The organism is Ramlibacter sp. (assembly GCF_041916345.1).
GTDB lineage: Bacteria > Pseudomonadota > Gammaproteobacteria > Burkholderiales > Burkholderiaceae_C > Ramlibacter.
In genome coordinates this window covers 1-12,774 of the sequence record NZ_JAYRZR010000103.1, presented here as the reverse complement: position 1 = coordinate 12,774, position 12,774 = coordinate 1, and the positions used below count along the sequence as shown (strand labels likewise).

14 protein-coding genes and 1 riboswitch are annotated in these 12,774 nt (G+C 70.4%); of the genes, 4 read left to right on the top strand and 10 right to left on the bottom strand.

What is annotated here, in order from left to right; genetic code table 11:
- Positions 1-139 precede the first annotated feature (139 nt).
- Positions 140-306: riboswitch (FMN riboswitch) on the bottom strand.
- Positions 307-353: 47 nt separating this feature from the next.
- Together ACE3T5_RS18855 and ACE3T5_RS18850 are read left to right on the top strand one after the other, a co-directional pair.
- Complete coding sequence (locus ACE3T5_RS18855) at positions 354-1,301, top strand: DMT family transporter (RefSeq protein WP_374669646.1); 948 nt, start codon at positions 354-356, stop codon at positions 1,299-1,301.
- Positions 1,302-1,403: 102 nt separating this feature from the next.
- On the top strand, positions 1,404-2,048 hold the full coding sequence (locus ACE3T5_RS18850) for a hypothetical protein (protein ID WP_374669645.1): 645 nt from the start codon (positions 1,404-1,406) through the stop codon (positions 2,046-2,048).
- A 9-nt stretch (positions 2,049-2,057) separates the two neighbouring features.
- Here the strand turns inward: ACE3T5_RS18850 and ACE3T5_RS18845 are convergent, their stop codons facing one another.
- On the bottom strand, positions 2,058-2,954 hold the full coding sequence (locus ACE3T5_RS18845; RefSeq protein WP_374669644.1) for a 5'-nucleotidase: 897 nt from the start codon (positions 2,952-2,954) through the stop codon (positions 2,058-2,060).
- Positions 2,955-2,961: 7 nt separating this feature from the next.
- Positions 2,962-4,182 carry a type II secretion system inner membrane protein GspF gene (gspF, locus tag ACE3T5_RS18840; protein WP_374669643.1) on the bottom strand — a complete coding sequence of 407 codons (1,221 nt, stop codon included), beginning with the start codon at positions 4,180-4,182 and terminating at the stop codon, positions 2,962-2,964.
- A gap of 102 nt (positions 4,183-4,284) precedes the next feature.
- On the opposite strand from gspF, the gene ACE3T5_RS18835 reads away from it, so the two are divergent.
- Positions 4,285-4,728, top strand: coding sequence for an OsmC family protein (locus ACE3T5_RS18835; RefSeq protein ID WP_374669642.1), 444 nt, complete (start codon positions 4,285-4,287; stop codon positions 4,726-4,728).
- A 90-nt stretch (positions 4,729-4,818) separates the two neighbouring features.
- Here ACE3T5_RS18835 and ACE3T5_RS18830 read toward each other — a convergent pair whose 3' ends face one another.
- The 4 genes from ACE3T5_RS18830 to ACE3T5_RS18815 form a co-directional block, all read right to left on the bottom strand.
- On the bottom strand, positions 4,819-5,013 hold the full coding sequence (locus ACE3T5_RS18830) for a DUF2892 domain-containing protein (RefSeq protein WP_374669641.1): 195 nt from the start codon (positions 5,011-5,013) through the stop codon (positions 4,819-4,821).
- A 71-nt stretch (positions 5,014-5,084) separates the two neighbouring features.
- Positions 5,085-5,747, bottom strand: a complete 663-nt coding sequence (locus tag ACE3T5_RS18825; RefSeq protein ID WP_374669640.1) for a Crp/Fnr family transcriptional regulator — start codon at positions 5,745-5,747, stop codon at positions 5,085-5,087.
- The gene (locus ACE3T5_RS18820; protein WP_374669639.1) at positions 5,744-7,369 is read right to left on the bottom strand and encodes an AMP-binding protein; all 1,626 of its coding nucleotides are present in this window, start codon (positions 7,367-7,369) and stop codon (positions 5,744-5,746) included. The genes ACE3T5_RS18825 and ACE3T5_RS18820 overlap by 4 nt, the downstream gene beginning before the upstream one ends.
- Positions 7,366-7,842: a MarR family winged helix-turn-helix transcriptional regulator gene (locus ACE3T5_RS18815; RefSeq protein ID WP_374669638.1), complete on the bottom strand. Its 477-nt coding sequence runs from the start codon at positions 7,840-7,842 to the stop codon at positions 7,366-7,368. Before ACE3T5_RS18815 ends, ACE3T5_RS18820 begins: the two co-directional genes overlap by 4 nt.
- 156 nt (positions 7,843-7,998) lie before the next feature.
- On the opposite strand from ACE3T5_RS18815, the gene ACE3T5_RS18810 reads away from it, so the two are divergent.
- Positions 7,999-8,328 (top strand): DUF1840 domain-containing protein, encoded by a 330-nt coding sequence (locus ACE3T5_RS18810; RefSeq protein WP_374669647.1) that lies wholly within the window; start codon positions 7,999-8,001, stop codon positions 8,326-8,328.
- A 12-nt stretch (positions 8,329-8,340) separates the two neighbouring features.
- Here ACE3T5_RS18810 and ACE3T5_RS18805 read toward each other — a convergent pair whose 3' ends face one another.
- From ACE3T5_RS18805 to ACE3T5_RS18790, 4 genes are all read right to left on the bottom strand, one after another.
- A complete protein-coding gene (locus tag ACE3T5_RS18805) occupies positions 8,341-9,354 on the bottom strand; it encodes a Bug family tripartite tricarboxylate transporter substrate binding protein (RefSeq protein WP_374669637.1) in 1,014 nt (337 codons plus the stop codon).
- A gap of 142 nt (positions 9,355-9,496) precedes the next feature.
- Positions 9,497-10,480, bottom strand: a complete 984-nt coding sequence (locus ACE3T5_RS18800) for a tripartite tricarboxylate transporter substrate-binding protein (RefSeq protein ID WP_374669636.1) — start codon at positions 10,478-10,480, stop codon at positions 9,497-9,499.
- Positions 10,481-10,626: 146 nt separating this feature from the next.
- Positions 10,627-11,874: a phenylacetate--CoA ligase family protein gene (locus ACE3T5_RS18795; protein WP_374669635.1), complete on the bottom strand. Its 1,248-nt coding sequence runs from the start codon at positions 11,872-11,874 to the stop codon at positions 10,627-10,629.
- A gap of 48 nt (positions 11,875-11,922) precedes the next feature.
- Positions 11,923-12,732: an ABC transporter ATP-binding protein gene (locus ACE3T5_RS18790; protein WP_374669634.1), complete on the bottom strand. Its 810-nt coding sequence runs from the start codon at positions 12,730-12,732 to the stop codon at positions 11,923-11,925.
- Between the last annotated feature and the right edge of the window lie 42 nt (positions 12,733-12,774).

Sequence of the window (12,774 nt, the reverse complement as noted above, 5' to 3'; positions counted from 1 at the left end):
GCCCGGGGATTCGATCGTGGAAGGGGTCATGAAACGCTCCTGTTGGTTGAACAAAAACGCTTCAAGGCGGCAAGAATGCCCGCGCCCGCCCTCTGGCGAAGGCCGGCGCGCGCGCAGCACGGCCCCCACGGGAGGGATCGCGCATCTTCTTTCATCCGGACTGTGACCGTCGGCTCCAGCGTTGGACTGGATCTGCTGACCCCGTGGCCGCTTTCGCGGCCACGGGCGCTCGCGGGCTCATGGCCGCCACTTGCATGGCCGCCACCTACCGCCGGTGGGGAGTTTCACCCCGCCCTGAAGACCCCTGCATGATAGGAGAAGCACGTGGACCGTGCTGGCCCGACAATGTCGCGATGGAGACCAGCAGTCCGCGCGCGGCGCGCCCGCGCCTTGCGCGCCATGCCTCGGTGGCGTTGCGGCGCGCCCGCCGCTGGCCCCCGGCGGTGCGGGGCATGCTCTGGTCGGTGGCCGCGGGCCTGGTGTTCGTGGTGCTCAACACGATCATGCGCGCGCTGGCGCAGCAGATCGACCCGTACCAGACGCAGTTCCTGCGCTACCTGATGGGGCTTGCCGTGATGCTGCCGTTCGTGCTGCGCCGGGGCCTGGCCGCCTGGCGGCCGCGCGACATCGGCGGGCAGTTCACGCGCGGCGGCCTGCACACGCTGGGCCTGGTGCTGTGGTTCACCGCCATCCCGCACATCACCCTCGCGGACACCACCGCCATCGGCTTCACCGGGCCGATCTTCATCATGCTCGGCGCCGCCGTGTTCTTCCGCGAACGCATGCGCTGGGAACGCTGGGTCGCCGCGCTGGTGGGCTTCATCGGCGTGCTGATCGTGGTCGGCCCCAAGCTCACGGGCCAGGGCGGCGTGTACGCGCTGGTGATGCTGGCCTCGGCGCCCGTGTTCGCCGCCTCGTTCCTGGTGACCAAGGCGCTTACGCGGCACGAGCGCGCGGAGGTGATCGTGGTCTGGCAGGCGATCACGGTCACCCTGTTCAGCCTGCCGATGGCCCTGCCGAACTGGGCCTGGCCCGGCGCGACGCAGTGGGCGCTGTTCGCCGTCTGCGGCGTGCTGGGCAGCGTGGGGCACTACTTCCTGACCCGTTCGCTGGCGGCGGCGGACATCTCGGCCACGCAGTCCACCAAGTTCCTGGAGCTGGTCTGGGCCACCCTGCTGGGGTGGGCCTGGTTCGGCGACGCACCCAGCGGATCCACGCTGGCGGGCGGCGTGATCATCGCCGCCGCCACGCTGTGGGTGGCGCGGCGCGAGGCGCGCGGCCGCATCCCCGACCGCGGTTGAGCAAGGTCAAGATCCCCGTTGCCCGTCGGCGTAACTTGACATCCGGACCTGCCTGAAGGCGCGGCCATCCCGGCCGCCCGCGCAGGCCCGGATGGAGAAGTGATGATGCAACGTCGATTCGCGCTGGCGGCCGCAGGGGGTGTGCTGATGGGGGCGCTGGCCCTGCTGGCCGGTTGCGCCAGCACCCCGGTGGTGGAACGCTTCAGCGACATTCCCAACGGCACCGTGGGCGTCTTCACGCGCAAGAGCACGGGCAGCTTCGGCAGCGGTGAAGCCCGCGTGGTGTGGACACACGGCGAGGCCCAGTTCCAGGGGCGCCCCGTGCTGAGCACCGTGTCGCCCACGGCTGGCACCGCCTACTACGACCCCGCCACCTATGGCCAGGTCGCGTCGCTCTCACCCGCCGGCGTGACCACGGCCACCTACGATCCCCCCCTGGGCAATCCTTGGCCGTTGTCGGTGGGGCGCACCTGGACCACACGCCACATGGTGGTGACGCCACAGCGCACCCTGCCGCTGGAGGTGAAGGGCACGGTGGAGGCGTACGAGGAGATCACCGTGCCGGCCGGCACGTACAAGACCTTCCGGGTCGTCACGGTCGACAGCCTGGGTGAGCGCACCACGGTGTGGACGGCACCGCAGTCCGGCATCATGATCGTGCGCCGCCAGATCGAGCGGCCCGCCTCGCACCCGCTGGGCGCGGGCACGCTGGAGGGGCAGCTGATCGAGCGTCGCGTGCCGCGCTGATGCGGCGCGTCAGCGGTTGGCCACGCCCGCCGCCACATGCCCGGAGGGCACGTGGCGCGCGGCGTGGTCCACGTGCCGCGTCTGGTCGTCGAAGAAGAAGTCCGGCTCGAACTCGCGCAGGAACTCGCCCTTGGGCAGGCCGCCGAGGAACATGGCCTCGTCGACGTCGATCTTCCAGTCCATCAGCGTGCGGATGGCGCGCTCGTGTGCCGGCGCGCTGCGCGCGGTGACCAGCGCGGTGCGGATGCGCATGCGAGCGTCGCCGTCGCGCTGCAGGCGGTGCAGCGCGGCCAGCAGCGGCTTGAAGGGGCCGCCCGGCAGCGGCTGCGCGGCCTTGCGCCGCTCGTGATCCTGGAAGGCCTGCAGCCCCTGCGCCTGGAACACCTGCTCCGCCTCGTCGGAGAACAGCACCGCGTCGCCGTCGAAGGCGATGCGCACCTCGTTCGGATGATTGGAGCCGGCCTGGGCCGACTCGGTCAGTACCCGTGCGGCCGGGAAGCCCGCCGCCAGCGCCTGCCGCACGTCGTCGGCGTTGGCCGAGAGGAACAGGTGCGCGCGCAACGGGCGCAGGTAGCCGTAGGGCGAGCGGCCCTGGCTGAACACGCCGCGCTGCAGCGCGATGCCGTGCGCCTGCGCCGAGCGGAACACGCGCATGCCCGAGACCGGGTCGTTGCGCGAGAGGATCACCACCTCCACGCGCTGCTGATCGCCCTCGTTGAAGGCCAGCAGCTTGCGGATGAGCGAGAAGGCGATGCCCGGCGCCGCCGGCTGCTCCAGCCGATCCAGCTGCAGGCGCATGTAGCCGGCCGCGTCGCCGCTGTCGAACACGCGGTTCTCTTCCTCGAAGTCGAACAGTGCGCGCGACGAGATCGCGACGACCAGCTTGTCTTCCAGCGTGACGCTCATGGCCTGCTCACCTCACCCACTGGTTCAACTGGATGATGGGCAGCAGCACCGCCAGCACGATCAGCATCACCACCAGGCCCATGCCGACGATGAGCAGCGGCTCCAGCAGGGTGGCCAGCTGCAGGGCGCGCCGCTGCACCTCGGTGCTGAGCTGGTTGGCCGCGCGCTGCAGCATCGCGGGCAGGCGGCCGGTCTGCTCGCCCATGCGGGCGAACATCGCCAGCAGCCCGGGAAAGCGCTTCTTCTGCGCCAGCGCACTGGCCAGCGGCGCGCCCTCGCGCACCAGCACCAGGGCGTCCAGCGCGTCGGCGCGCATGGCGCGGTTGCCCAGCGTCTCGGCCGCGGCCTGCAGCGCCTTCAGGATGGGCACGCCGGCGCCGGCCAGCATGGCCAGCGTGCCGGCGAAGCGCGCCGCGTTGTAGCCGCGCGAGAGGCGGCCCACCAGCGGCAGCGTCAGCCAGGCGGCGTCGTAGCGTTCACGAAGCGCCTCATTGCGCAAGGCGAAGCGCAGCGCCACCACGCCCAGCACCGCGGCCCCCACCATCACCACGCCCCATTGGCGCAGAAAGCCGCTCAACGCCAGCATGATGGTGGTCAGCAGCGGCAGGGCGCGCTTGGTGCCGGCGAACACCCCGGCCACCTGCGGCACCACGTAGGTCATGAGCAGCAGCACGATCACGATGGCCGCCGCGGTCACGATGGCCGGGTACAGCGTGGCCGCGAGCAGCTTGGCATTCAGCGCCTGCCGCTCCTCCAGGTCATCGGCCAGGCGTTCCAGCACCTGGTCGAGGTGGCCGCTCTGCTCGCCGGCGCCGACCACCGCGACATAGATCTCCGAGAACTCGCGCGGAAAGCGTGCCAGCGCCTTGCCGAAGGAGGAGCCGGCATTCACCTCGGCGCGCAACGCGGCGACCAGATGGTGCTGGCGCTCGTTGTCGGCCTCGTCGGCGAGCGCGGTGAGCGCGCGCTCCAGTGTGAGGCCTGAGCCCACCAACCCGGCGAGCTGGCGCGTCCAGATCGCCAGCGCCGTGCTGCTGAACACCGGCCGGGTGAACAGCGATCCGCCGCGCGGCGCACTGGCGTCGCCTGAGGCCACCGGCTTCACCTCCAGCGGCACCAGGGCGCGGCTGCGCAGCAGGCCGCGCGCGGCCTTGGCCGTATCGGCCTCGATCACGCCCTTCTGGGTGGCGCCCAGGGTGTCGAGGGCCTCGAAAGCGTAAGCGGGCATGGGCGGGATGATACGGGCGCGGCCGGCCGGGCCTGACCTGGGTCAAGGCCGAAGGCCGCTTGTCCGGCTACCCTGTATCCTTCCATTCGGAAGGACTGATTCATGCACCCCTATCCCCACCGCTACACCGTGCAGGCCTCTGCCGGCACTAGTGGCCCGGTCGCCTGCGACAGCGCCGGCCTGCCCCGCCTGGAGACCACGCCGCCGCCGGAGTTCGATGGCCCGCCCGGCTACTGGTCGCCCGAGACGCTGCTGATCGCCGCCATTGCCGATTGCTACGTGCTGTCGTTCCGCGCGGTGGCGCGCGCGTCGAAGCTGGAGTGGGAGCGGCTGGAGGTGGATGTGGAAGGGGTGCTGGAGAAGACCGAGACCGGCACGCGCTTCACGCACTACACGGTGAAGCCGCGCCTGACTCTCGCGGACCCGGCGCGCGAGGCGCTGGCCCGCACGGTGCTGGACAAGTCCAAGCGTGCCTGCCTGGTGACCAACTCGCTCAACGGCGTGTGCGATCTGGCCCCTGAGCTGGTGTTCACCGCCGCCGCCTGAGCGTTCCCGTCATTCCCGCGCAGGCGGGAATTCAGGAGATCCCTGCGGGCCACCACCTTCTGGATCCCCGCCTGCGCGGGGACGACGATTTCAGGCGTCCTTCGTCTTGCAGGTGCTGAACCCGAACATCGCGTAGGGCGGGCACCAGCCGATGGCGCCGGTGGCGAGCGGCACCACGCCCAGCCAGCCCCACCAGCCCACGGTGCCGGTGGCGGCCAGGGCGATCAGGCCCAGGCCGGCGACGACGCGGACGACGCGTTCGATGTTGTGGATGTTCTGCTTCATGTGTGCGCTCCATCAGGTGAGTAGATGAAGCGCATTTCACCGCCGCCAGGGCGCGTCGTATGTGACCTGGATCACACAGGGCCGGCATGGCGGCGCAGGGCCGCGCTGTCCAGGATGCGCACGCGCTCGCGGCCCAGCGCCACCCAGCCTTCGCGCTCGAAGCGCCGCAGCAGCCGCGTGACGATCTCGCGCACCGTGCCCAGCGTGTCCGCAAGCTGCTGGTGGGTGACCGCGAGTTCCGGGCCGTGCCCCAGCAGCGCGGCGGCCAGGCGCTGGTCCAGCCGGTGGAAGGCCACGGCGTCCACGAGGCTGGTGAGATCGGCCATGCGCTCGGCGAACAGGCCCAGCACCCAGGCCCGAAAGCCAGCCTGCGCCAGCCAGGCGGTGAACACCTCGGGTGGCACCAACAGCAGCGTGGTCGGACGCGTGGCCACGCCGTGGGCCGTGAGCGGCTGCGCGCTGAACAGGCAGGCGCTGGAGACCAGGCACAGCTCGCCCGGCTGCACGCGGTACAGCTCCAGCGAGCGGCCGTCGTCGGAGCTGCGCGCCACCTGCACCTCGCCCTCGATCACGAGCGGGAAGCCCTGGCAGGGTGCGTGCTCCGCGAAGAGCGGCGTGCCGGCCGGCACCGTCAGGGGTCCGCAGGCGGGCGGCAGGCTGTCCACGCCGGGTTGCACCTCCGCCAGCCAGGGATAGGCCGCGAGCAGTGCACCGGATGGGGCGGGTGATGTCACGCAGCGTTCTGCCGCAGCCGGAAGCGCTGCAGCTTGCCGGTTTCGGTGCGGGGCAGGCTGGTCACGAATTCGATCTCGCGCGGGTACTTGTAGGGGGCGATGGTCGCCTTCACGTGCTCCTGCAGCGTCTTCACCATCGCGGCGTCGCCGGTGTGGCCGGGCTTGAGCACGCAGAACGCCTTGACGATCATGCCACGCTCGTCGTCGGGCTTGCCGATCACGCCGCACTCGGCCACGGCCGGGTGGCGCAGAAGCGCATCTTCCACCTCGGGGCCGCCGATGTTGTAGCCGGCGCTGATGATCATGTCGTCGGCGCGCGCCTGGTAGAAGAAGTAGCCGTCCTCGTCCTGCATGAAGGCATCGCCGGGATAGTTCCAGCCGTCCTTCACGTAGTTCGCCTGGCGCGAGTCGTCCAGGTAGCGGCAGCCGGTGGGGCCGATCACCGCCAGCTTGCCCACCGTGCCGCGCGGCACCTCGCGGCCTTCGTCGTCCACCACGCGCGCGGTGTAGCCCGGCACCACCTTGCCGATGGCGCCGCGCCGCACCTCGTCACCCGCGGCGGAGATGAAGATGTGGAACATCTCGGTGGCGCCGATGCCGTCGAGCATCTCGATGCCGGTGGCCTGCTTCCAGAGCTGGCGCGTGGCATCCGGCAGGCCCTCGCCCGCGCTCACGCAGATGCGCAGGCGGCCGATGCCCAGCTCGCGCGCGAACGGTGCCGCCGCCCGGTAGAACGTGGGCGCCGTGTAGCAGATGGTGGCGCCGATCTCGCGGATGGTGCGGATCAGCAGCTCGGGTGTGTACGGGCCGTCGTGGAAGTACACCGAGGCCCCTGCCCACATGGGGAATACGAGCAGGCCGCCCAGGCCGAAGGTGAAGGCCAGTGGCGGACTGCCGATGACGATGTCGTCGGGCGTGGCCTTCAGCACATGGCGCGGCCAGGCCTCGCAGGCCGCGAGCACGTCGCGGTGCGTGTGCACGGCCGCCTTGGGCTTGCCGGTGGTGCCGGAGGTGAAGGCGAGCAGCGCGATGTCGTCCGCCGCGGTGGGGCAGGCTTCGAACGCGCCCTGGTGGCGGGCCGCCAGGGCCTCCAATGAATCCGGCGCGTCGCCCGCGTGGAACGGCACGATGCGCGCCAGCACCGGATGCTCGGCACGGGCCTGCTCCAGGTCGGCCAGCAGGCGCGCGTCGCACAGGGCCAGCGCGGGCTGGGCCTTGTCGATGATGTCGCCCAGCTCGCGCGCGCGCAGCAGCGGCATGGTGGCCACCGAGATGGCGCCGATCTTGACCACCGCCAGCCAGGCCAGCGCCATCTGGATCGAGTTGCCACCGCGCAGCAGCACGCGCTGGCCGGGGACCACGCCCAGGTCTTCCACCAGCACGCGGCACAGGCGGTCCACCTCCACGCGCGCCTCGTCGTAGGTGAGCGTGCGGGTCGCGCTGCGCAGCATGGGGCGGGCGCCCCAGCCACGGGACCCGGCTTCATCGAGCAGCGCGCGGGTGATGTTGACGTGGGTCGGGAACTGCAGCTCGGGCAGGTCGTAGCGCAGCTGCGGCCAGGCCGCGGGCGCGGGCAGGCGGTCATGCACGAAGCGGTCGGTCTGGGCGGAGCCGGCGGTCATGATGCGGCCTCCTGCGGGGCGGACACATGCTCCTTCACCTTGCCCAGCAGGCGGTGCAGCGTGGCGATGTCCTTCTCGCCCAGTCCGCTGAAGGCCTCCAGGATCCATTCCTCGTGCTGGCGCGCCATGTCGTTGAACTGGCGCCGGCCCTTGGACGTGAGGCGCACACGGTAGGCGCGGCGGTCGCCCTCGACGTCGATGCGCTCCACCAGGCCCTCGGCCACCAGCTGGTCCGTGATGCCGGTGACATTGCCGCCGGTCACCATCATGCGGCGCGACAGCTCGTTCATCTTCAGCCCGCCGGGCGCGCGCTCCAGCTGCGCCATGAGGTCGAAGCGCGGAAGCGTGGTGTCGAACTGCTCGCGCAGCCGGCCGCGCACCCGCTTCTCCACGATCTGCGTGCAGGTGAGCATGCGCAGCCACAGGCGTAGCGCCTCCGGGTGCTCGCTGTGCGCTCGGGCTTCGATGTCCATGCCGTTCCTTGTATGAGCCGGGTCTGCGCCATCCCAGCCTGCGCGGGCATGACGGCGTCTCTCCTAAATAGTTTAGGCTTGAACAAAGAAGGCCGCAAGCGTGCAGACCCGCCGCGCTGGCTGGCGCGCACCCGGCCGCTGGGCGATACTCCGCCCATGCTCTACAAGTTCAAGTCCAAGGCCACGGGCGACCTGATCATGCTGGAGCCGAATGGCCGCCGCGTGCTGCAGATCATCGGCAAGGACCCCGCGCCAAAGGGCATCCTGCTCGCGGCCGACATGCCCGCGGCGATCCGCGCGCTGGAGGCCGCGATCGAGCGCGAGGAGGCCGATCAGCGCGCGGCCGCGGAGGCCGCGCGCGCCGAGGGGCGCGAGGTGCGCACAGGCGGCGAGGAGTCGGTATCCCTGCGCCAGCGCGCCAAGCCCTTCATCGACATGCTGCGCCGCTGCCAGGCGGCGGGGCAGGACATCGTCTGGGGCGTCTAGCCCGGCGCGCCCTCAATCCACCTTCGCGCCCGACGCCTTCACCACCGGCGCCCACTTGCGGATCTCGTTGTCGATGTGACGCGCGAACTCCTGCGGCGTGTTGCCGCTGGGGATGGCGCCTTGCGCCAGCAGGCGCTCCTTCATGGCGGGCAGGGCCAGGGCCTTGGCCGTCTCCTGCTGGATCCGGCTGGCGATCTCGGCCGGCGTGCCGGCGGGGGCGAGTAGGCCGAACCACGAGCTGGCCTCGAAGCCCTTGAAGGCCGGGCCGCCGGCCTCTTCCACCGTCGGCACGTCCGGCAAGGCGGCCGAGCGCTGCGAGCTGGTGACCGCCAGCGCCTTGAGCTTGCCGGACTTGATGTGCGGCATGGCCGAGGGCAGGTTGTCGAACATCACGTCCATGTCGCCGGCCAGCAGGCTCAGCAGCGCGGGGCCGGAGCCGGTGAACGGGAAATGCGTCATGAACACGCCGCCCATGCTCTTGAACAGCTCGCCGGCCAGGTGGATGGAGGTGCCGTTGCCGCTGGAGGCCATGTTCAGCTTGCCGGGGTTGGCCTTGGCGTACTTCACGAAGTCCGCCACGTTGTTCATGCCCCGCGCGGCCGCCTTCTCGGTGTTCACGACCATCACGTTGGGCACGCCGGCCACCAGCGAGATCGGCACGAAGTCCTTCTGCGGGTCGTAGGGCATCTTCGAGTACAGCGACTTGTTGATGCCGTGCGTGCCCACGGTGCCCATCAGCAGCGTGTAGCCGTCGCCGGGCGACTTGGCCACCAGGTCGGCGCCGATGTTGCCGCCCGCGCCGCCCTTGTTCTCCACCACGAACGACTGGCCGAAGACGCGCGAGAACTCGGGCGCCAGCGCGCGGGCCAGCAGGTCCGTCGTGCCGCCGGGGGCGAACGGCACGACGATGCGCACCGGCTTGTTCGGCCAGGCGCCCTGGGCGTGCAACGCCAGCGGCGTGGCGGCGAGCGCGGCGCCAGCGGCGAGCAGGCGGCGGCGGGTGGAGGAGGGCAGGCGAGTCGTCATGGGTGTCTCCGGGAAGGTTGTTCTTGCGGGGCGCCGGCCGGCTGTTGCCGCGGCGGCGAGGCCGTTGATGATGCCATCGTCCGCGGCCAGCAAAAAGCCGCCCTCGCGGGGCGGCTTGATGCGGCTCAGCGCAAGGTGCGCGTCAGTCGGCGTAGACGCCAGCGGCCTTGATGACCGGGCTCCACTTGGCGATCTCGGCGGCCACGAACTTCTTGTGCTCTTCGGGCTGCACGCGCTTGTCGGTCACGACCACCGCGCCCAGGCCTTCCTGCTTCTTGATGAAGTCGGCGTCTTTCAGCGCGGCCTGCAGCGCGTCGTTGAGCTTCTTCAGCACCGGCGCGGGCGTGCCCTTGGGCGCGTACAGGCCGTGGAAGATGCTGACGTTGAAGCCCTTCAGGCCGGACTCATCCAGCGTGGGCAGGTCCTTCAGCGCGGCGGGCGACAGGCGCTTGGGCGAGGTCACGGCGTAGGCCTTGACCTTCTTCGCCTCGATCTGGCCGGTGGTGTTGGTGGTCTGGTCGCACATCAGGTCGACCTGGCCGCCGATCAGGTCGGTCATGGCCGGGCCGGTGCCCTTGTACGGCACGGTGGTCATGTCCACCTTCACCGAGTTCTGGAACAGCAGGCCGCACAGGTGCGAGGCCGATCCGATGCCGGCGTTGGCCAGGTTGATCTTGCCCTTGTTCTGGTTGATCCAGGCGGTGAGCTCCTGGTAGTTGTTGGCCGGCAGGCTGGGGCGGCCGATCAGTGTCATGGGCACGTCGTTGACCATGCCCACGTATTCGAAGTCGGTCTCGACCTTGAAGGGGATGTTGCGCACCAGGGTCGGCATGGTGGCCATGCCGATGTGATGCAGCAGCAGCGTGTAGCCGTCGGCGGGGGCCTTGGCCACCTTGTTGGCGCCGATGGAGCCGCCGGCACCCGCCGCGTTGTCCACCACGATGGTGGCGCCGCCCATGGGCTTGCGCATGGCTTCCGCCAGGTCGCGCGCGACGCGGTCGGTGGGGCCGCCGGCCGCGAACGGCACGACGATGGTGATCGGCTTGGTCGGGAAGTCCTGCGCGGCCGCGTTCAGCGTGACGGCGGCAAGGGCGATGGGCGCGAGGGCCTTCAGCAGATGTCTCATGGGGGGCTCCTGGATGGTGACCGGCGGATGATAGGCAGCCGCCAGCGCCGCGCCATCGCGGGAATTACGTAGCGCGGCCCGAGGGAAAGCACGGGCCTTGCGGCAGGTCAAGCCGGTGCGCGGGCCCCGCCGCGCGCGTGGCGACGCTACTTGTAGCTGCGCGCGTCCTCGATCACCTTGCCGTCATTGGGCAGGCTGCCGGGCGGCACCAGCTCGACCATGCCGCGCAGCTTGGTGACGTCGCGGATGGCCTCGCCGATGCGGTCGTCCAGGCCGGCCGGGGCGGTGCTGGCCTCCACCTTGAGCGTCATCACGTCGTTCGCCATCTCGCCGCTGACCACCAGCCGCGCGCGCACGATCTCCGGGAAGCGGCGCGCGATGTCGGCCACCTGGCTGGGGTGCACGAACATGCCGCGGATCTTGGTGGTCTGGTCGGCGCGGCCGAGCCAGCCCTTGATGCGCGTGTTGGTGCGGCCCGTGGGGTCGGCACCCGGCAGCACCGCCGAGAGGTCGCCGGTGCCGAAACGGATCAGCGGGTAGGCCGGGTTGAGCGTGGTCACCACCACCTCGCCCACCTCGCCTTCGGCCACCGGGTCGCCGGTGCCGGGACGCACGATCTCCACGATCACGCCCTCGTCCAGCACCATGCCCTGACGGGCCGCCGTCTCGTAGGCGATCAGGCCCAGGTCGGCCGTGGCGTAGCTCTGGAAGACGTGCAGGCCGCGCTCGGTGAACCACTGGCACAGGCTGGGCGGAAAGGCCTCGCCGCCCACCAGGCCCTTGCGCAGGCTGGCGATGTCGGTGCCGGTCTCCGCGGCCTTCTCGACCAGGATGCGCAGGAAGCTCGGCGTGCCCATGTAGGCCACCGGCTGGAGTTCGGCCACCGCCTGCAGCTGCTGCTCGGTCTGGCCGGTGCCGGCGGGGAACACCGTGCAGCCGATGGCATGAGCGCCCGATTCCATGATGAAGGCGCCGGGCGTCATGTGATAGCTGAAGCTGTTGTGCACCAGGTCGCCGGCGCGGAAGCCGGCGGCGAACAGCGCGCGACCGGCGCGCCAGTAGTCGCGCGTGGCGCCGTCGGGTTCGTAGATCGGCCCGGGCGAGGCAAAGATGCGCGGCATCGCCGGCCCGCGCACCAGCGTGGAGAAGCCGCCGAACGGGTCGCTCGCGCGCTGCGCCTTCTGCCGCTCGAACAGCTCGCCCTTGCGCGTGACCGGCAGCCGCGCCAGCGCCGCGCGCGACGTCACCGCCTGCGGATCGATGTCACGCAGGATCTCGGCAAACGCCGCGGAGGCCTGGCGTGCATGGGCCACCTGCGCCGGCAGCGCCGCCATCAGCGCCGCCTCGCGCTGGCCAGGGTCGCGCGTTTCCAGCGCGTCGAAGAATTCGGTCATCAGCTTGGTCCGTTCAGTTCAGCGGGTCGTTGGCGCAACGGGGGTGGGTCACGCCAGCCACCTCTTGCGGCGCTTGTAGCTCTTGACGTCGCGGAAGCTCTTGCGCTCGCCACCACCCACGCCGAGGTAGAACTCCTTCACGTCCTCGTTGTTGGCCAGGTCGGCCGCGGGGCCGTCCATCACGATGCGGCCGCTCTCCATGATGTAGCCGTAGTCGGCGTAGCGCAGCGCCATGTTGGTGTTCTGCTCGGCCAGCAGGAAGGTCACCTGCTCCTTGGCGTTCAGGTCCTTCACGATCTCGAACACTTCCTCCACGATCTGCGGCGCCAGGCCCATGGAGGGCTCGTCCAGCAGCACGATGCTGGGGTTGGCCATCAGCGCGCGGCCGATGGCGCACATCTGCTGCTCGCCGCCGGAGGTGTAGGCGGCCTGCGAGGTGCGGCGCGTCTTCAGCCGCGGGAAGTAGTTGTAGACCTTTTCCAGGTTGGCCGCGATCTCGGCCTTGCTGCTGCGCGTGTACGAGCCGGTGAGCAGGTTCTCCTCGATCGTGAGGTGCGCGAAGCAGTGCCGGCCTTCCATCACCTGCACCACGCCGCGCTGCACCAGATCGGCCGGGGTGAGGTTCTCGATGCGCTCGCCGCGCAGCTCGATGCTGCCCTTGGTCACCTCGCCGCGCTCGCCCTTGAGCAGGTTGGACACGGCGCGCAGCGTGGTCGTCTTGCCCGCGCCGTTGCCGCCCAGCAGCGCGACGATGCCGCGCTCGGGCACCTGCAGCGACACGCCCTTGAGCACCAGGATCACGTGGTTGTAGATGACCTCGATGCCGTTGACGTTGAGAACGATGTTGGGTGTGCTCATGTGTACTCTCTCACCAATCGAAAGGCACCAGCCTTTCGATTG